Origin of the sequence: Pseudomonas rhodesiae, from assembly GCF_013285305.1 — a bacterium.
GTDB classification, from domain to species: domain Bacteria; phylum Pseudomonadota; class Gammaproteobacteria; order Pseudomonadales; family Pseudomonadaceae; genus Aquipseudomonas; species Aquipseudomonas rhodesiae.
In genome coordinates this window covers 4,029,992-4,049,228 of sequence record NZ_CP054205.1, presented here as the reverse complement: position 1 = coordinate 4,049,228, position 19,237 = coordinate 4,029,992, and the positions used below count along the sequence as shown (strand labels likewise).

General features: G+C 59.9%; 14 protein-coding genes and 4 tRNA genes. 13 read left to right on the top strand and 5 right to left on the bottom strand.

The window, feature by feature from the left end; translation table 11 throughout:
- Together HRH33_RS18280 and HRH33_RS18275 are read right to left on the bottom strand one after the other, a co-directional pair.
- Complete coding sequence (locus HRH33_RS18280; RefSeq protein WP_034099199.1) at positions 1–1,443, bottom strand: ATPase domain-containing protein; 1,443 nt, start codon at positions 1,441–1,443, stop codon at positions 1–3.
- Between the two features lie 73 nt (positions 1,444–1,516).
- On the bottom strand, positions 1,517–2,908 hold the full coding sequence (locus tag HRH33_RS18275) for an aldehyde dehydrogenase family protein (RefSeq protein ID WP_167418243.1): 1,392 nt from the start codon (positions 2,906–2,908) through the stop codon (positions 1,517–1,519).
- Positions 2,909–3,011: 103 nt separating this feature from the next.
- Between HRH33_RS18275 and ptrR the strand changes: the two genes are divergently transcribed.
- Complete coding sequence (gene ptrR, locus HRH33_RS18270) at positions 3,012–3,884, top strand: putrescine utilization regulator PtrR (protein WP_034099848.1); 873 nt, start codon at positions 3,012–3,014, stop codon at positions 3,882–3,884.
- Positions 3,885–3,932: 48 nt separating this feature from the next.
- Here the strand turns inward: ptrR and HRH33_RS18265 are convergent, their stop codons facing one another.
- Both HRH33_RS18265 and HRH33_RS18260 read right to left on the bottom strand, forming a co-directional pair.
- Complete coding sequence (locus tag HRH33_RS18265) at positions 3,933–4,145, bottom strand: hypothetical protein (protein ID WP_034099195.1); 213 nt, start codon at positions 4,143–4,145, stop codon at positions 3,933–3,935.
- Between the two features lie 97 nt (positions 4,146–4,242).
- Complete coding sequence (locus HRH33_RS18260) at positions 4,243–5,439, bottom strand: amino acid aminotransferase (RefSeq protein ID WP_034114449.1); 1,197 nt, start codon at positions 5,437–5,439, stop codon at positions 4,243–4,245.
- A 343-nt stretch (positions 5,440–5,782) separates the two neighbouring features.
- Between HRH33_RS18260 and uvrB the strand changes: the two genes are divergently transcribed.
- The 12 genes from uvrB to HRH33_RS18200 all read left to right on the top strand — a co-directional run bounded on the left by uvrB (position 5,783) and on the right by HRH33_RS18200 (position 15,914).
- On the top strand, positions 5,783–7,798 hold the full coding sequence (uvrB, locus tag HRH33_RS18255; RefSeq protein WP_034099192.1) for an excinuclease ABC subunit UvrB: 2,016 nt from the start codon (positions 5,783–5,785) through the stop codon (positions 7,796–7,798).
- Between the two features lie 188 nt (positions 7,799–7,986).
- Positions 7,987–9,468 (top strand): glutamate--tRNA ligase, encoded by a 1,482-nt coding sequence (gltX, locus tag HRH33_RS18250; protein WP_034114447.1) that lies wholly within the window; start codon positions 7,987–7,989, stop codon positions 9,466–9,468.
- A gap of 147 nt (positions 9,469–9,615) precedes the next feature.
- Positions 9,616–9,691, top strand: a tRNA-Ala gene (locus HRH33_RS18245).
- Positions 9,692–9,769: 78 nt separating this feature from the next.
- Positions 9,770–9,845, top strand: a tRNA-Glu gene (locus HRH33_RS18240).
- A gap of 50 nt (positions 9,846–9,895) precedes the next feature.
- A tRNA-Ala gene (locus HRH33_RS18235) sits at positions 9,896–9,971 on the top strand.
- Positions 9,972–10,049: 78 nt separating this feature from the next.
- A tRNA-Glu gene (locus HRH33_RS18230) sits at positions 10,050–10,125 on the top strand.
- Between the two features lie 182 nt (positions 10,126–10,307).
- Entirely contained in the window at positions 10,308–10,847 is a 540-nt protein-coding gene (locus HRH33_RS18225; protein ID WP_034099190.1) for a TetR/AcrR family transcriptional regulator, read from the top strand.
- Positions 10,848–10,860: 13 nt separating this feature from the next.
- Complete coding sequence (locus HRH33_RS18220) at positions 10,861–11,694, top strand: alpha/beta fold hydrolase (protein WP_167418242.1); 834 nt, start codon at positions 10,861–10,863, stop codon at positions 11,692–11,694.
- Between the two features lie 41 nt (positions 11,695–11,735).
- Positions 11,736–12,170, top strand: coding sequence for an acyl-CoA thioesterase (locus tag HRH33_RS18215; RefSeq protein WP_034099188.1), 435 nt, complete (start codon positions 11,736–11,738; stop codon positions 12,168–12,170).
- Positions 12,171–12,225: 55 nt separating this feature from the next.
- The gene (locus tag HRH33_RS18210) at positions 12,226–13,191 is read left to right on the top strand and encodes a tRNA dihydrouridine synthase (RefSeq protein ID WP_123478976.1); all 966 of its coding nucleotides are present in this window, start codon (positions 12,226–12,228) and stop codon (positions 13,189–13,191) included.
- Between the two features lie 536 nt (positions 13,192–13,727).
- Positions 13,728–14,882, top strand: coding sequence for a hypothetical protein (locus tag HRH33_RS18205; protein ID WP_167418241.1), 1,155 nt, complete (start codon positions 13,728–13,730; stop codon positions 14,880–14,882).
- An 87-nt stretch (positions 14,883–14,969) separates the two neighbouring features.
- The gene (locus HRH33_RS18200) at positions 14,970–15,914 is read left to right on the top strand and encodes a hypothetical protein (RefSeq protein ID WP_167418240.1); all 945 of its coding nucleotides are present in this window, start codon (positions 14,970–14,972) and stop codon (positions 15,912–15,914) included.
- A gap of 34 nt (positions 15,915–15,948) precedes the next feature.
- Here the strand turns inward: HRH33_RS18200 and HRH33_RS18195 are convergent, their stop codons facing one another.
- Complete coding sequence (locus tag HRH33_RS18195; protein WP_167418239.1) at positions 15,949–19,227, bottom strand: sensor domain-containing protein; 3,279 nt, start codon at positions 19,225–19,227, stop codon at positions 15,949–15,951.
- Between the last annotated feature and the right edge of the window lie 10 nt (positions 19,228–19,237).

Below are 19,237 nucleotides of genomic sequence, written 5' to 3'. Positions count from 1 at the left end.
TTAAAAAGCTGAACCAGGCAGCGCTGAATTGGACACCACTGAGGGGGCATTTCTTGAAACCTTTCTTAGATCAACGGCTTGGTCGCGGATGACCACTTCCAGAAGCGAGGGGTCATAGAAGCTGTCTCTGACCTTAAGAATGGAAAGCGTCCTTCTAAGTTCAGACTGAATCTCGAAGAAACGCATCAACATCAAGTTGTCGGCAATGCTCGACAGCTCGGATGCCGGTGAACTGACCTCGGAACCGAACAGATCGTGCATTTCCCAGGTCGCGAATACCGTGACGCCACGGGCGCGCAGTTCGTTCATCAGCGCGCTGTAGAAATCGGTGATGCGCGCCGGGTTGGTGGACACGCGGGTCATGCCGCTGAGGCTGTCGATAAACAGACGCTTGATGCCTTTTTCTTCCACCAGGCCCAGCAGACGCGCGCCCAGACCGTCGAGCAAACCTTCGGTGGTGGGCTGCCAGGCGATGCTCAGGGCGCCGCTGTCTTGCATCTGTTGCAAGTCGATGCCGAGGGACAGGCCCTTGAGTTGCAGGCGCTGCGGGCTTTCGTAAAAGCCGAAGTGCAGACCCGGCGCGTCCACCGTGGACTCGGATAAAAACTTGAGGCCCAGGGTGGTTTTGCCGATGCCCGACGGGCCCATCACCAGGGTCACGCTGGAGCTGTGCAGGCCGCCGCCGAGAATCGCGTCCAATGAAGTGATGCCGCTGGGGATGCGCGTCAGGTCGGCGCTGTCCGGTGCGGAAGGGCGGCCATAGAGGCTTTCCAGGCGCGGGTACACCACCAGGCCGTCGTTGGTGATTTCGCATTCGTGCAGGCCGGTGAGCGCGCCGCTGCCGCGGGTCTTGCGCAATTGGATACGGCGGACCGAGCGGGTGCCGAACAGTTCTTCGCCCATTTCGATCACGCCGTCGACCATGGTGTGTTCTGGGCTGCCGTCGTCCAATCGCGAGCTGGTTAGAAACAGCACGGTGCAACCGGCGAAGGCGGCATGGCCTTGCAGTTCGGAGATGAATTTTTTCGTGTCGATGGGTGAGTCAGCTTTGGAGCGCGCATTGAGCAGGCCGTCCACCACCATGACGGTAGCCTTCTGCCGACTGATTTCGCGCCGAAGCAACTTCACCACCTCGTCGAGACCTTCGTTTTCCAGGGTGTCGAAGGCGCTGACGAATTGGATTTCGGCGCCGACGCGGGAGGCATCGAAAAAGCTCAGGGTGGACAGAAACTGGAAAAGGCGGTCGTGGGATTCCGCCAGCAACGTAGCGACCAAGACGCGGCCGCCGTTGCGCGCGTGATGAAACCCCAGCTGGTTGGCGAGGATGGTTTTACCGGAGCCGGGGCGCCCCTGGATGATATAGGACGCCCCAGACACCAGCCCTCCCTTGAGCAGAGCATCCAGCCCTTCGATTCCGCTTTGAAGGCGATTTAGCTTTTCCACAGTGCGATCCTGACCCTAAAAACATGCTGTTAAGCCGAGTGGACAGGATGCTAACGCCATTTGTTCAATGGGGCTACTTGCGATCCAGCCACACCGTCTGCGCATTGCAGAACTCTCGTACGCCAAAGTGCGACAACTCGCGGCCGAACCCGCTCTTTTTCACACCGCCAAAAGCGACGCGCGGATCGGAAACGCTGAACGCATTGACGAAGATACCGCCAGTCTCCAGTTGGTCGGCGATCTGGCGCGCCTTGGCCGGATCCTCGGTGAAAATGCTGGCGGTGAGGCCGAACTCGCTGTCATTGGCCAGGGCCACGGCGTGGTCGGCATCGCGGGCAGTGATGATCGAGGCTACCGGGCCAAACAGTTCTTGTTTGAAGGAGGTCATCTGGTCGGTGACATCCGCCAGGACCGTCGGCTGATAATAGTTGCCGGCCCCCTCGACTTTGTCGCCGCCCAGCAGCAGGGTCGCGCCTTCGTTCAGGGTCGCCTGGACTTGCCCATGCAGTTCGTCGCGCAGGTCGAAGCGCGCCATCGGGCCGACGTAAGTGCTGTCGGCGGTCGGGTCGCCCATGACCAGGGCGCGAGTGGCTTCGACAAACTTCGCGGTGAAGGCTTGTGCCACCCCTTCCTCAATGATCAGGCGCTTGGCGGCGGCGCAGACCTGGCCGCTGTTCTGGAAGCGGCCGATGACGGCGGCCTGCACGGCGGCGTCGAGGTCGGCGTCGTTGAGCACGATAAATGGGTCGGAGCCGCCCAGTTCCAGCACACATTTTTTCAGCGCGGCGCCGGCCTGTGAGCCGATGGCGATGCCGGCCCGCACACTGCCGGTGAGGGTGACGGCGGCGATGCGTGGGTCAGCGATGGCGTTGGACACGCCATCCTGGGTCACGTTGAGCACTTCGAACAGGCCATCAGGGAAACCGGCTTGCTGGAACGCTGCTTTGATCAGGTACGCGCAGCCCATCACATTCGGCGCGTGCTTGAGCACGTAGGTATTGCCAGCGAGCAAAGTGGGGACGGCACCGCGCAGCACCTGCCAGACCGGGAAGTTCCACGGCATCACGGCGAGGATCGGCCCCAGCGGGCGGTACTCGATGTGGGCCGTGCCGTTGTCCACCAAGGTCGGTTCCGGGGCGAGCATGGCCGGGCCGTGGGCGGCGTACCACTCGCTGAGGTGGGCGCATTTTTCGATTTCGGCACGGGCCTGGGCAATGGGTTTGCCCATTTCCAGGGTGATCATCTGCGCCATGGCTTCGGCCTGCTCGCGTAGAGCGGCGGCCAGGGCCAGCAGCAGCTCGGCACGCTGGCCGACCGGCTGGCGACGCCAGGTGCGGAACGCCTGGGTAGCGCGATCAAGCGCCGCGTCCAGTTGCGGTGCGGTTTCGTAAGGGTAGCTGCCGACGGTTTCGCCGCTGGCCGGGTTGATTGAGAGGGCGTGGGTCTGGGAAGTGATTGCGTTCATGGCGCCGTCCTGCTGAATGGGAGGAATGGGTTCAGCGTACGGGGCTGGCTCTTTTCTGAGAACTGAATAATATTGAGCGATACGTTCACGATTGGAGAATGACTTGGATCTGGTGCAGTTGGAAATCTTCAAGGCCGTGGCCGAGCAGGGCAGCATCAGTGCCGCGGCACAGCTGATCCATCGGGTGCCGTCGAACCTGACCACGCGCATCAAGCAGTTGGAGCAGGACCTGGGCGTCGAGTTGTTTATTCGCGAGAAGAGCCGTTTGCGCTTGTCGCCAGCTGGGTGGAATTTCCTCGGCTATGCGCGGCGCATTCTCGATCTGGTGCAAGAGGCCCGCGCCACGGTGGCGGGAGAGGAGCCCCAGGGCGCGTTCGCCCTGGGCTCGCTGGAAAGCACGGCGGCGGTGCGCATCCCGGCCTTGCTGGCGGCCTATAACCAGAAGCACGCCAAGGTCGAGTTGGACCTGAGCACCGGGCCATCGGGCACCATGATCGAAGGTGTGCTGTCGGGGCGCCTGACGGCCGCGTTTGTCGACGGGCCGGTGTTGCACTCGACCCTGGAAGGTGTGGCGGTGTTCGAGGAAGAGATGGTGGTGATCGCGCCGCTGCACCACGCGCCGATCACCCGAGGGCAAGACGTCAATGGCGAGAACATCTATACGTTCCGCTCCAATTGCTCTTACCGGCATCACTTTGAGCGCTGGTTTTCCCAGGATGGCGCGGTGCCGGGCAAAATCTTCGAAATCGAGTCGTACCACGGTATGTTGGCGTGCGTCAGCGCCGGTGCCGGGCTGGCGTTGATGCCGCGCAGCATGCTGGAAAGCATGCCGGGGTCAGCGGCGGTGAGTGTTTGGCCACTGGCCGATACCTTCCGCTTATTGAATACCTGGCTGATCTGGCGGCGTGGCACGGTGTCGCAGAGTTTGAACAGCTTTGTGAAGCTGCTGGAGGAGGGCGGCCTGGTTGCCGCCTGAGTTATCGATAGGGGAGTGGATTTGCCCTCTCCCACATGTTGGTCTTCATCAGCCGCCGAACTGGAAGGTGCCCATGGCCAATTTCGCCATGATCGCCGTTGCCCCCAGTTGCACCAGCCACAGTGCCAAACCACCGAGGAACACACCGAGCGCCACTTGCAGCACCAGGCTTTTTTCTCGCTTGGGGTGGTGGGTGGCACGCGGGGGGAAGGGGTCCATGTCGTCGGGGTCGGCGCGCAGGTCCAAGTCATCGTTTCGCATAGGGCTCTCACAGCAAAGGGGCGGTGGGGTTCAGTCTAGGGGCTGGATACGAAAAAGGGGAAGCCATCGGCTTCCCCTCCTTATGCAACCAGCAGGTTTACAGGACCTGAACGATTGCCTTTGTGACCGCATCGATGTTGGCCTGGTTCAACGCTGCCACGCAGATCCGCCCGGTATCCAACGCATAAATACCGAACTCGGTGCGCAGGCGAGTGACTTGCTCAACGGTCAGGCCGGAGTAGGAGAACATCCCGCGCTGGCGGCCGACAAAGCTGAAGTCGTGGCCCGGTGCAGCCTTGGCCAGTTCTGCGACCATCTGCTCACGCATGCCACGGATGCGCAGGCGCATTTCGGCCAGTTCGGCTTCCCACTGAGCACGCAGCTCCGGGTTGTTGAGTACCGCCGCGACGATGGCCGCGCCGTGGGTCGGTGGGTTGGAGTAGTTGGTGCGGATCACACGCTTGACCTGGGACAGGATGCGCGCGCTTTCTTCCTTGGATTCGCTGACGATCGACAGCGCGCCTACGCGCTCGCCATACAGCGAGAACGACTTGGAGAACGAGCTGGACACAAAGAAGGTCAGGCCCGACTCGGCGAACAGGCGCACGGCGGCGGCGTCTTCGTCGATGCCATCGCCAAAGCCTTGATAGGCCATGTCGAGGAACGGCACGAGGTTTTTGGCCTTGACCACGTCCAAGACTTTTTGCCAGTCGGCCGGGCTCAGGTCGACGCCGGTCGGGTTGTGACAGCAGGCGTGCAGCACCACGATGGACTGCGGCGGCAGGGCGTTGAGGTCTTCGAACAGGCCGGCACGGTTTACGTCGTGGGTGGCGGCATCGTAGTAGCGATAGTTCTGCACCGGGAAACCGGCGGTTTCGAACAGCGCGCGGTGGTTTTCCCAGCTCGGGTCGCTGATGGCCACCACGGCGTCAGGCAGCAGCTGCTTGAGGAAGTCTGCGCCGATCTTCAGCGCGCCGGTGCCGCCAACGGCTTGCACGGTGACCACCCGCTCAGCGCTGAGCAATGGCGATGCTTGACCGAACAGCAGGGTCTGCACGGCCTTGTCGTAGGCGGCGATACCATCGATCGGCAAGTACCCGCGAGCGGCATGTTGCGCCACGCGAATGGCTTCCGCTTCGGCAACGGCACGCAAGAGTGGAATCTTCCCCTCCTCGTTGCAGTAAACGCCTACGCCAAGGTTGACCTTGGTGGTTCGGGTGTCGGCGTTGAATGCTTCGTTGAGGCCCAGGATTGGATCGCGTGGTGCCATTTCGACAGCGGAGAACAGGCTCATTTTTGCGGCAGCTCTATGGGGGGTAGGAGGGACGTGTCGCGCTCCAGCCGAATGCACTAGAGCGGTGCACAAACGGGGAGCTAGTATAGAGGCCATCACCGCCGAGGGCGACCACCGAAACGGCTTTTCGGCCAAGTTTTTCGGTTTATTTACCGACCGTTAGTCATATTGCAACCTTGATCGAAAACCCAAGGTCAGACAATTGCCTTGAAAGCCGTCACATTTGCCTCCACTTGTATGGCTATCATGATTATTTCCTACGGCCCGCTCTGTATTTTCGCGGGTGGTGGTCTATTTCTTCCCCGACCGCTTTACAGTCTGGGGTGACTTCAAGAGGTACGTTATGTCGGATTTCCAACTAGTCACCCGCTTCGAACCCGCCGGCGATCAGCCCGAGGCCATTCGCCAGATGGTCGAAGGCATTGAAGCCGGCCTGGCCCACCAGACGCTGCTCGGGGTGACCGGTTCAGGCAAGACTTTCAGCATCGCCAACGTCATCGCCCAGGTGAACCGCCCGACCCTGGTGCTGGCGCCGAATAAAACCCTGGCCGCGCAGTTGTATGGCGAGTTCAAGGCGTTTTTTCCGAACAACGCGGTGGAGTACTTCGTTTCCTACTACGACTACTACCAGCCCGAAGCCTACGTGCCGTCCTCCGATACCTTTATCGAGAAAGACGCCTCGATCAACGACCATATCGAGCAGATGCGCCTGTCCGCGACCAAGGCGCTGCTGGAGCGCAAGGACGCAATCATCGTTACCACGGTGTCGTGCATCTACGGCTTGGGCAGCCCGGAAACCTATCTGAAGATGGTGCTGCACGTTGATCGCGGCGACAAACTCGATCAGCGCGAGTTGCTGCGTCGTTTGGCGAGCCTGCAATACACCCGCAACGACATGGACTTCGCCCGGGCCACCTTCCGCGTGCGCGGCGATGTGATTGATATTTACCCGGCCGAATCGGACCTGGAAGCGATTCGCATCGAGCTGTTCGACGATGAAGTCGAGAGCCTCTCGGCGTTCGATCCGTTGACCGGCGAGGTAATCCGCAAACTGCCGCGCTTCACCTTCTATCCGAAAAGCCACTACGTGACGCCCCGCGAAACCCTGATGGGCGCGATTGAGGGCATCAAAGTCGAATTGGCCGAACGCCTGGAATACCTGCGCGCTAACAATAAGCTGGTGGAAGCCCAGCGCCTGGAGCAGCGCACCCGCTTCGACCTGGAGATGATTCTGGAGCTGGGTTACTGCAACGGCATCGAAAACTACTCGCGCTACCTCTCGGGCCGCGAGTCCGGCGCGCCGCCGCCGACGCTCTACGATTACCTGCCGCCGGATGCGCTGCTGGTGATCGATGAATCCCACGTCAGCGTGCCGCAGGTGGGCGCGATGTATAAGGGCGACCGTTCGCGCAAGGAAACCCTGGTGGAATACGGTTTCCGCCTGCCATCGGCGCTGGATAACCGGCCGATGCGCTTTGACGAGTGGGAGGCCATCAGCCCGCAGACGATTTTTGTCTCGGCAACGCCTGGCAACTACGAAGCTGAGCATGCCGGGCGGGTGATCGAGCAGTTGGTGCGTCCCACCGGCCTGGTGGACCCGGAAATCGAAATCCGCCCGGCGCTGACCCAGGTCGACGACCTGCTGTCGGAAATCAACAAGCGCGTGGCCCTGGAAGAGCGGGTGCTGGTTACCACCCTGACCAAGCGCATGTCTGAAGACTTGACCGACTACCTGGCCGACCACGGCGTGCGCGTGCGCTACCTGCACTCGGACATCGACACCGTGGAGCGCGTGGAGATCATCCGCGATCTGCGCCTGGGCACCTTTGATGTGCTGGTGGGCATCAACCTGCTGCGCGAGGGCCTGGACATGCCGGAAGTGTCGTTGGTGGCGATCCTGGATGCAGATAAAGAAGGCTTCCTGCGCTCCGAGCGTTCGCTGATCCAGACCATCGGCCGCGCGGCGCGTAACCTCAATGGTCGTGCGATTTTGTACGCGGACCGCATCACCGGTTCCATGGAGCGGGCGATCGGCGAGACCGAGCGTCGTCGCGACAAGCAAATTGCCTTCAACCTGGAACATGGCATCACGCCCAAAGGTGTGTTCAAGGACGTTGCCGACATCATGGAAGGCGCCACCGTGCCCGGCTCGCGCAGCAAGAAGCGCAAGGGCATGGCCAAGGCCGCGGAGGAGAGTGCCAAGTACGAAAACGAACTGCGCTCGCCCAGTGAAATCACCAAGCGGATTCGGCAGTTGGAAGAGAAGATGTACCAGTTGGCGCGCGATCTGGAGTTTGAAGCGGCGGCGCAGACGCGTGACGAGATTGGCAAGTTGCGTGAGCGATTGCTGGCGGTTTGATCTGCGCTGACTTGACTGGCCTTATCGGGGGCAAGCCCCCTCCCACAGTTGAAATGTGTTCACAGATCCAAGTGTGGGAGGGGGCTTGCCCCCGATAGCCGCGCCGCGGTTTTCCAGAAAACCCCCTGGGCTGTTACCATTCGCCCCTTGTTTCAATTTTCAGTTATATCGCCCATTCGAGACCTGCCATGACCACCGTCCGCACGCGCATCGCGCCATCGCCCACTGGGGATCCCCACGTCGGCACCGCTTACATCGCCTTGTTCAACTACTGCTTCGCCAAGCAGCACGGCGGTGAATTCATTCTGCGGATCGAAGACACCGATCAACTGCGCTCCACCCGCGAGTCGGAGCAGCAGATTTTCGATGCGCTGCGCTGGTTGGGCATTACCTGGGCCGAAGGCCCGGACGTGGGCGGCCCCCACGGCCCGTATCGCCAGAGCGAGCGCAGCGACATCTACAAGCAGTACACCCAGCAACTGGTCGACATGGGGCATGCGTTCCCATGCTTCTGCACCGCCGAAGAACTCGACCAGATGCGCGCCGAACAACAGGCCCGGGGCGAAACCCCGCGCTACGACGGTCGCGCGCTGTTGCTATCCAAAGAAGAAGTGGCACGCCGCCTGGCTGCCGGCGAACCCCATGTGATCCGCATGAAGGTGCCGAGCGAAGGCGTGTGTGTGGTGCCGGACATGCTGCGCGGTGACGTCGAGATCCCGTGGGACCGCATGGACATGCAGGTGCTGATGAAGACCGACGGCCTGCCCACGTACTTCCTGGCCAACGTGGTCGACGACCACCTGATGGGCATCACCCATGTATTGCGCGGCGAAGAATGGCTGCCGTCGGCGCCGAAGCTGATCCTGCTCTACGAGTACTTCGGCTGGGAGCAGCCGCAACTGTGCTACATGCCGCTGTTGCGTAACCCGGACAAGAGCAAGCTGTCCAAGCGCAAGAACCCGACCTCAGTGACCTTCTACGAGCGCATGGGCTTTATGCCCGAAGCGATGCTCAATTACCTGGGCCGCATGGGCTGGTCGATGCCGGACGAGCGCGAGAAGTTCTCGCTGCAGGAGATGGTCGACAACTTCGACTTGTCCCGTGTGTCGCTGGGTGGGCCGATCTTCGATATCGAGAAGCTGTCGTGGCTCAACGGTCAATGGCTGCGCGACTTGCCTGTGGAAGAATTCGCCAGCCGTGTGCAGCAGTGGGCGTTGAACCCTGAATACATGATGAAGATCGCGCCGCTGGTGCAGGGCAGGGTGGAGACCTTCAGCCAGGTCGCGCCATTGGCCAGTTTCTTCTTTGCGGGGGGCGTGAACCCGGATCCGAAGCTGTTTGAATCCAAGAAGCTCTCGGGTGATCAGGTTCGCCAGTTGATGCAGTTGATCCTGTGGAAACTGGAAAGCCTGCGTCAGTGGGAGAAGGACGCCATCACCGCGACGATTCAGGCGGTGGTCGAGTCCCTGGAGTTGAAACTGCGCGATGCCATGCCGCTGATGTTCGCGGCGATCACCGGGCAGGCCAGTTCGGTGTCGGTGCTTGATGCGATGGAAATTCTCGGCCCTGACCTGACGCGTTTCCGTCTGCGCCAAGCGCTTGATTTGCTGGGTGGTGTATCGAAGAAAGAAAACAAAGAGTGGGAAAAGCTGCTGGGCACTATCGCTTAAGCACTCGGTTGTAACGACGAAACCCCGGTTTTCCGGGGTTTCGTCGGTAAGTGATTGTTATCCCGGCAAAAAATTTTGGAAATTGTTGAAAATAAATTTGACACGTTTCCAAACCGCCATTAAGATTCGCCCCGTCCTCACCGATGAGGGGCTATAGCTCAGCTGGGAGAGCGCTTGCATGGCATGCAAGAGGTCAACGGTTCGATCCCGTTTAGCTCCACCAATTTGCAGGTTCAAGGTCTGGCCACACCGTCCTTGAATCGATCAGAACTCAGCTCTGATCCGTTGTACAGAAGGTTTTGTCCCCTTCGTCTAGTGGCCTAGGACACCGCCCTTTCACGGCGGTAACAGGGGTTCGAGTCCCCTAGGGGACGCCAGTTTCAACAAGCAGCTCGCAAGGTCTGCTGCGCCGCGAGGCGAAAAATCCGGGGCTATAGCTCAGCTGGGAGAGCGCTTGCATGGCATGCAAGAGGTCAACGGTTCGATCCCGTTTAGCTCCACCAATTTACAGGTTCAAGGTTCCGGCCACACCGTCCTTGGATCGATCAGTCTCAGCCTGATCAGTTGTATAGAAGGTTTGTGTCCCCTTCGTCTAGTGGCCTAGGACACCGCCCTTTCACGGCGGTAACAGGGGTTCGAGTCCCCTAGGGGACGCCACGATTACCCGCTCTGCGGGATTTTTAAGGGTCATTCAATTATTGAATGGCCCTTTTGTTTGTCTGGCGTTTGGCCCATTCCCCCTTGCCTTTCTTCTTGTCGTTCTGACCAGTGGTCATACCCGTCGCTTGCGGAATATTATTATGGTAATAATATTCAACCCATGAACCACGGAGGCAACGATGAGCGACAAAAAAGCGCAAACCCGCGAACGCATTCTGCAGGCTGCCAGCGCTGCGTTGATTCAGCGTGGCCCGGCTGAGCCTAGCGTCGGTGAAGTCATGGGGGCTGCGGGGCTGACCGTGGGTGGCTTCTACGCACACTTTGAAAGCAAGGACGCGCTGATGCTGGAGGCATTCAGTCAGTTGCTGGCTCAGCGCCGGGCCTCCATCAATGACCTGGACGAGCAGATCACCGGCGAAGAGCGCCGCGCCCTGGCGGCGGCGTTTTATCTGTCGCGCAAACACCGCGACTCAACCTCTCAGGCCTGCCCGCTACCCGCCACGGTCGGGGAGATGGGGCGCTTGCCAGAGGCGTTCCGCCAGGTACTCAGCGAGCATGTTGAATTGATGGCGGCACAGTTGGCGACGTGCCCGGAAGACATCGACAAGGCCCTGGCGGACATGGCGTTGATGGTCGGTGGACTGACCCTGGCGCGTGCGCTCGGGCCGGGTGAATTGTCGGATCGGGTGATGCGCGCGGCCAAGTCGGCGGTGCGCTGAAAAGGAGCGGGTTATGGGTGCGTTAACCTGGGTGCGAGGTGTCAACGGTACGTTGGGGCGCGTGGCGCCGCACACGGTGGCGAACAAAATGCGGCGTGTGTTTATGACCCCGCGCGAGTTGCCGCCGCGTGAATGGGAGTTGCCGCTGCTGGCGCAGGCGCAACGCATCACCTTGCGTTTCGGCTTGTCGGCCCTGCGTTGGGGAGAAGGGCCCGCCGTGCTGCTGATGCATGGCTGGGAGGGGCGACCGACCCAGTTCGCCAGTCTGATCAGTGCGCTGATCAACAACGGTTACTCCGTGATCGCCCTCGACGGCCCAGCCCATGGCCACTCACCGGGACGTGAAGCCCATGTGGTGCTCTTTGCCCGAGCCATGCTGGAAGCGGCCGCCGAGTTGCCACCGCTGCATGCGGTTATCGGCCATTCCATGGGCGGAGCGAGTGCCATGCTCGCCGTGCAATTGGGATTGCGCACCCGGGCTTTGGTCAGCATTGCTGCACCCTCGCGATTCCTGGATGTACTGCGCGGCTTTACCCGCATGGTGGGCCTGCCGGAGCGGGCGCGCATGGCGTTCATCCAAGAGGTCGAGCAGACGTTTGGCATGCCGCTCAAGCATTTGGATGTCGCTCACTACCATATGGCTATTCCCGGTCTTATCGTGCACGCCGAGGACGATACGTTTGTGCCCGTCAAGGCCGCCAAGGCCATCCACGACGCCTGGTTCGACAGCCGCCTGCTGCAACTGGAGCAGGGCGGTCATCAGAAGGTGTTGGCCGATCCACGGGTAGTCGACGGTGTTCTGACGCTGCTGGCTGGCGCTCGTTTACAGGAGCGGCAAAGCGCCTGATACACTGCTGCCCGCCGACATCAATCGACCGGGAGCAAGGCATGGGCTGGGATTTGGCAACGCCGTTTATCATCGACCTGCAGGTCGCCCCTGAAGACATTGACGGTCTGGGGCACGCCAACAACGCAGTGTATGTCGCCTGGCTCGAACGCTGCGCCTGGCGCCATTCGCAGCGCTTGGGGTTGGACCTTGCCGAGTACCGTCGATTGGATCGTGCCATGGCGGTGGTGCGTCATGAAATCGACTACCTGGCGGCCGGGTACGAAGGCGATGAGTTGCAGTTGGCCACTTGGATCGTCGATTGGGATCAGCGTCTGAAGATGACCCGCCGTTTCCAACTGGTCCGCCCCCGGGATGGCGCCACCTTGCTGCGGGCGCACACCACATTCGTCTGCATTGAGCTGTCCAGCGGCAAGCCCAAGCGCATGCCGGCGGAGTTTCTCGATGGCTATGGCCCTGCCCTGACAGGGGGTTAACGGTTGCAGCGGGAAACCCAGTAAACTGCGCCACGATTTTTCTTGAGTGTTTTCCATGCAAATTGCTTTGGCGCCCATGGAGGGGCTGGTCGATAACATCCTGCGTGACGTGCTGACCCGCGTCGGTGGGATTGACTGGTGCGTGACCGAATTCATCCGCGTCAACGACCGCCTGCTCACCCCAGCCTATTTCCATAAGCTCGCGCCTGAACTGCTGCACGGTGCCCACACCGCTGCGGGTGTGCCATTGCGTGTGCAATTGCTCGGCTCCGATCCGGTTTGCCTGGCGGAAAACGCCGCGCTGGCCTGTGAGCTGGGCTCTGAAGTGATCGACTTGAACTTCGGCTGTCCAGCCAAGACCGTCAATAAATCGCGCGGCGGTGCCGTGCTGCTCAAGGAACCAGAGCTGCTTAACCAGATTGTCGAGCATGTGCGCCGCGCGGTGCCGGCGCATATCCCGGTGACTGCCAAGATGCGCCTGGGCTTCGACAGCCCCGACGGTGCATTGGTGTGCGCCACGGCCTTGGCCGAGGGCGGCGCCGCCCATATCGTGGTGCATGCCCGTACCAAAGCCGATGGCTACAAGCCGCCCGCGCATTGGGAGTGGATTCCTCGTGTGCAGGAGGTGGTCAAGGTTCCGGTGTTTGCCAACGGCGATATCTGGAGTGTTGAAGACTGGCGGCGTTGTCGCGAAGTCAGCGGCGCCGAAGACATCATGCTCGGCCGTGGCTTGGTGGCGCGTCCTGATCTCGCGCGGCAAATCGCGGCTGCTCGTGCAGGTGAAGACGTGGTGGAAATGTCCTGGGCCCAACTGCAACCGCTGCTGCAGGATTTCTGGGTGCAATGCGTGGCGCAGTTGACCGAGCGCCAGGCGCCGGGTCGCCTGAAGCAGTGGCTGGCGATGTTGACGCGTAACTACCCTGAAGCGGTGGCGTTGTTTGCCGCCTTGCGGCGTGAGACATCGCTGGAGCAAGTCAGTCGTTTGCTCGGCGTGCCCCACCCTCCGGTTTATCAACCCTGACGGGGGAGTGGGGCGGCGGCATGGCGTGCATGGCTGCATGTTTTAAGGAAATGCTCCGTATCGAAAGATGCGGGGCATTTTTTGTTTATGGGCAGCATTAGTGATGCGGCGTCAAGTGAGATGTATTTTTTATATTTAACCAAGCTGATGTATCGCCGGGTGTCTTTTTATTTAAGTTCATACACATGTGTCAGTTTGTCTTGATTTGTTTCTTGCGAGGCTGTTAGCAGAATCAATTACTGGGCGGTATCCGGAATTATTTCGCTGAGTTGCGCGCGCGTCGATTTATTAATTTGTATTTCCGTTAATGCTTTCGCTTGGCGGCTTGATTCGCGGACTTCCGATAAAAGCCATGGGGTATTATCTGAAAATTCGGTTTGGTTTCCTTATATGAAATGCGATTCGAGGAACCCGACAACGTTATTTTCCACGAAAGTAGGGACTGTGAAGCAGCTTTGTTGCTTACTGGTCAATAAGACTAATTGCTTTCCTGTTCCTATAGCGGAGTCAGGTTGCGTTAATTGAGGAAGTTATGAATGTCTCTAACGATCAATAATCCTACTTTTGTAAAACCCGATACATCGATTCTCGATCAACCGTCGTCCAAGCCGACGAGCGCTGATGCTAAATCCACCCCGCCTAGTAGCACTTCCCGTTCCGATGTTTCGACGGCGCGCTTTGAAAATTCTAGCGTTAAAAATAACGAATTGATGTTCAGCGCGGGTGCACTCTCCAAGATGTTTGACATGATCGAACAGTTCTTTAGGTCTATGCGGGAAGTGTTTGTTGGGCGAAATAATGCGCCTGATCTTATGTCTGGTTTGAAGCATTCGCCGGGTCTTACGCCGGACGTCACCAAAGCGCCTGTGAAGCCGGATGCCGCTGACCAACCGGCGACGCCAGGCGCAGATAAGCGAATGGTAAAGCCGGATATGGAAAAGCAATCGGTGAAGCCGGATGCTGCCGACCCATCCGTGACACCAGGCTTGGATAAGCGTCGGGTAACCCCTCAGGCAACGGACCTCTCCGGTAAGGCTGACGCAGAGAAGTCGATGGTTTTAGCGGACGCCCGCAACACCCCAAAACCGGTGATGCCGCAAGTGCCCCGGCCTGAGGTCGCAGTGACCAACGATGCAAAGGCGAACGTACAGGTGAATGTCAACGTCAGCCATTGTCACTGCCCCGACCACGGCGTATTGCCTGATAGTGGGATCAGGCCAAGGGTTATCCCAGACGTGCGCGTTGGGCCCAATCCCGATATAACGCCTGGCGTAACGCCAAAACCCGTGCCGAGAGTCAAGCCTGAGGTAAAACCGGACACGAAGCCAGACGTGAAGTTGGATGTGAAACCGGACACGAATCCGGCGGTGAAGTTGGATGTGAAACCGGACACGAACCCGGCGGTGAAGTTGGATGTGAAACCGGACACGAATCCGGCGGTGAAGTTGGATGTGAAACCGGATATGAATCCGGCGGTGAAGTTGGATGTGAAACCGGAAACGAAGCCGGCCGTGAAGTTGGATGTGAAGCCGGATACGAAACCCAACGTGACGCCACCCGTCAATCCGGAGACACTCGTCGAAGTTAAACCTGACAAAACGGAACCTGATTTGACCAGCCCTGGCCCAGCCGAAAATATATTCGATAACAGGGACTGGCGTTTTAATAGGCGGCCTGCATTCAGGCGTTGAAAACAACAGGCTAGGTTCGTTCACGTAAAACAATGACTTCTCCGGTGTCGGCTCGGTTCGGTGAGGTCATTGTTCAAGGAGTCAGTTATGCCATGTCCTTTAATTAATAATGTTGCGCGTGTGATAGATGTGCGCCAGGTCCTGGGTGTTGATACTTTCAATGCAGTGAATGAAGACGTCTCGCACGGTTCTTCCAGAAATAACATAAAGTTTGATGCGTCGCCCAGCGCCGTCGCGAATGTAAAAAATAGTGCTGTCCAAAATGCGGATGCGGTCAATTCATTGGTGGCATTATTTACTTCATTTTTTAACCAATTAATTGGCTTGATATCCAATAAAAAAGAAACAACCGTACCTGACGTTCCACGTCCCCCTGACGTCCTGCCCAAGGTCGTACCTGATCCGACACCGCCCGCTCCCGGACCCGCCACTGATATCCCAGGTCTTTCAAGCAAGCGTAGTGGTGCCAAGCCGGAGAATATTTGGAGTGGTTTTCGTCAGGGCCCCGATGGCAATTGTGTCACTGTCTCGGCGATCAAGGCGGCGATGCATCGCTTCGGTCAAAGCCCAACGGATATTTATAAAGAGGTGAAAAAAACCAGTACGGGTTATCACGTGGTCATGCGCGACGGCTATGAACTGACCTTGAGCGACCAAGAGTTGAGAGAGGGCGCACAAGGCGCGAAGTTTATTGGCCCAGACAAAGGAATGCTCAAGGATGCGCAGTTTCTGTTTGCGGTGAGCGCCAAGCGTGCTCAACTGGACAATAACGACGGCACGGCGGGCAGGAGTTACCGTGCTGCGATCCACAGCTTGAACAACGGTGAGGATGAATCCATAGCGGGTGAGGGGTTTGAACGGCTTGGATTGAAAAAGCACATGAAAAGAGTCTCCGTGCGTGAGCTCGCCCGTGGACAAATAGGCATGTGTAATCGAGCCGGGCATTCGGTGGCGGTTATCAACGGACGTGAAGAGTTGTGGGGGCGGCAGGGTTCGACACCGAGGCGGGGCGTTGCAGTAGCCTTGATCTAGGGGTCGCTTACCAGCGCTGAAGGGCGGGTGTCGGCTATACCAGCAGCCGCCTGAAGCCTTCAATCGGCAGCGGACGACTGTGTAAATACCCTTGGTATAAATGGCAGCCCAGCTTTTGCAGGAACGCCAGTTGTTCAGGGGTTTCCACGCCCTCGGCAATCACCTCCAGGTTCAAGCTGCGCGCCATTGCCACAATGGCGCGGATGATTTCGGCATCGTTGGGATCGTGGGTGGCATCGCGGACAAACGATTGGTCGATTTTCAGCGCGTCCACCGGCAAGCGCTTGAGGTAAGTGAGGGATGAATAGCCGGTGCCGAAGTCATCCATCGCAAAGCTCACGCCGAGTTTTTTCAGGCGGCGCATCTTGCTGATGGTGTCGTCGAGGTTCTGGATCACGATGCCTTCGGTGATTTCCAGTTTCAGCAGGCTGCAGGGCAAGGAGTGCTGCTGCAGACTGCGCTCCACCCGCTCGACAAAATCGCTCTGGCGGAACTGCCTCGGGCTGATGTTCACACACAGGCTGAAGTCCAACGGGTCGATCTTGCCCTCCTGAAGCAATTGCCCGAACGCCGCGCAGGCCTCGTCGAGAATCCAGGTGCCGACTTCAAGGATCAAGCCACTGTCTTCCAATACCTTGATAAATTCCGCCGGCGACTGCGCGCCCAATTGCGGGTGCTGCCAGCGCACCAAGGCTTCGGCGCCGACGATACGGTTGCCGCGCGCGTCCACTTGCGGCTGGTAATGCACGCTGAACTCGCCGCGCGACAGGGCCAGGCGCAGGTCGGTTTCCATGCGCAGACGTTCGCTGGCGGTCTTCTGCATGCTGTTGTGGAACATTTGCGTGGTATTGCGCCCCGAGTCCTTGGCGCGGTACAGCGCGATGTCGGCGCGCTTGAGCAGGTCGGCCGGGGTCGAACCGTGGTCGGGGATCAGCGCCACGCCGATGCTGGGAGTGACTTGCAGGCGTTGACCGTCCAAAAACATTGGCTCCGAGAGCAACTCACGCAGGGTATTGGCCAGGTTCTGAACCTGATGGCTGACTTCGTTGCGTGAGCCTTCCAGACCGCTAAGCAACACCACGAACTCATCGCCGCCCAGGCGCGCCACGGTGTCTTCCATGCGCACGCTGGCTTCAAGCCGCGCGGTGACGATTTTCAACACGGTGTCGCCCACCGGGTGGCCGAGGGAATCGTTGATGTGCTTGAAATGGTCCAGGTCCAGAAACAACAGCGCCCCGCGCAGATTGTGGCGCTTGAGCAATGCAATCTGCTGGCTCAGACGATCCATCAGCAACGCGCGGTTGGGCAGGTTGGTCAGTGGGTCGTGATAGGCCAGGTGGCGGATCTGCGCCTGGGCGTTTTTCAGCAGGCTCACATCCCGCGCCGTCAGCAGCAGGCACGGGGTTTCATTCAGCGTAATGGGCTCCACCGAGACTTCCACTGCCAGCAATTCGCCGCGTTTGTTGTGCCAGAGCATCTCCAGATGATGGATGCGACCCTTGATCTGCAGCTCGGCCAGCAGCGCCGAGCGTTGTTTGTCGTCGGCCCAGATGCCGATCTGGTAGAGGGTCAGACCGATGGCCTCTTCAGCACGGTAGCCGGTCAAGCGGCAGAAACCATCGTTGACTTCTACATACCGGCCGGTGTCGCGTTCGGTGATCGAGATAGCGTCCGGGCTGGAATGGAACGCCTTGGCGAACTTTTCTTCGCTGGCCTTCAACGCCGCCTCCGAGCGTTGTTGCTGGGTGATATCGCGCAAGGTTGTGACAATGCATGGTTGCTCCCCCACTTTGATCAGGCGGCTGGAAATTACACAGGTGAGGCTGCGGCCGTCTTTGTGATGGGCCACCACCGCCACATTGTTCAGCGCTTGCTCGCGGATTACTCGCTCGATGCGCTCAAGGCGCTGGCTCGAATCGTTCCATAGGCCGATTTCATCGGCGCTTCTGCCGATCACCTCGGCGACGCTCCAGCCGAAGGTCTGGGTAAACGCCGGGTTGATCTCGATGAACGCGCCGCTATCCAGGCCGGTGACGCAGATTGGGTCGGGGCTGGCCTGGAACAGACTGGCGAATTTCTCTTCGGAGGCGCTCAGGCGCTGTTCCCGTTCGACCTGGTCAGTGATGTCCAGCAAGGTGCCCGCCATGCGCAACGGCGCGCCCTGGGCGTCGCGGTACAGGCGGGCGCGGCTTTCCAAGTAGCGTGAGGAGCCGTCTTCCATCGGCACGCGGTAGGTCAGCTGATAGTTGCCGGCCGGGCCTTCGCGCAGGGTGCGGTAGGCATGGCGCATATTTTCGCGCTCTTCATCGGGCATGCCTTCGAAAAACGCATCGAAGGACTCGTGGAACGGCTCCGGCGGCAGGCCATGCAGTTGGGCGGCGCGGGCCGAGCCGTAGAGCATGCCGCTGGGGATGTGCCAATCCCAGGTACCCAATTGCGCGGAATCAAGGGCCAGGTCGAGACGCTCCTGGCTGTCCTTGAGGGCGTCCTCGGCCATTTTGCGTTCGGTGGTGTCGAGGAACGTGCTGATCAGGTAGGCCTCACCGTCCAGTTCGACCTTTTGGGCGCTGAGCGTGCCGTCGTGGATCTGGCCGTTACTGGCGCAGAACTGCACTTCCATGGTGATCGGTTCGCCCTTGCGCTGGGTGGCTTTGACCAGTTGCGCGCGCTGTTCGGGATGGCGCCACAGGCCCAGGTCCAGGGTGGTGCGGCCAATCGCATCGGCCAGGGGCCAGCCGAACAGCATTTCGAAATACTGGTTGGCCTCGCTGATCAAACCGTCGGCCTGGCGAGTCAGCAGCACCATGTTCGGGCACAGGTGGAACAGCGTGGCGAAGCGCTTTTCGGAGTGGCTGAGGGCGTGCTCCCGTTCGCGCTGCTCGGTGATCTCGCGGATCACCCCGATCATGCGGCCCCTACCGGTGCTGTCCGGCACCACACTGCCGTTGATCTCCAGCCAATGAAAGCTGCCGTCGGGCCACTGGATGCGGTGGTGCATGGCTTGCTCGAACGGCTCGCCGGCCAAGACGGCGTGGAAGGCGCGCACCACCCGGGAGCGATCGGCGGGATCCAGCAGCTCCAGGTATTCCAGGTCCTTGGGCAGTGGCTGGCGCGGGTCGAAGCCGAACAGCGCCTGGGTGCCCCGTGACCAACTGATGCGCCCGCTGTCGATTTCCCAGCACCATGCGCCCAGGCGCGCGGCATTGAGCGCCGCCAGCAACTGCGGGGCGCTCTCCCAGCTTTGCTCCGCCTCACGCGGGTCGAGGGCGTAGATGCGGGGCAGCGGTGGCATGGAATCGACGGGGGTGCGCATTATCAAAGGG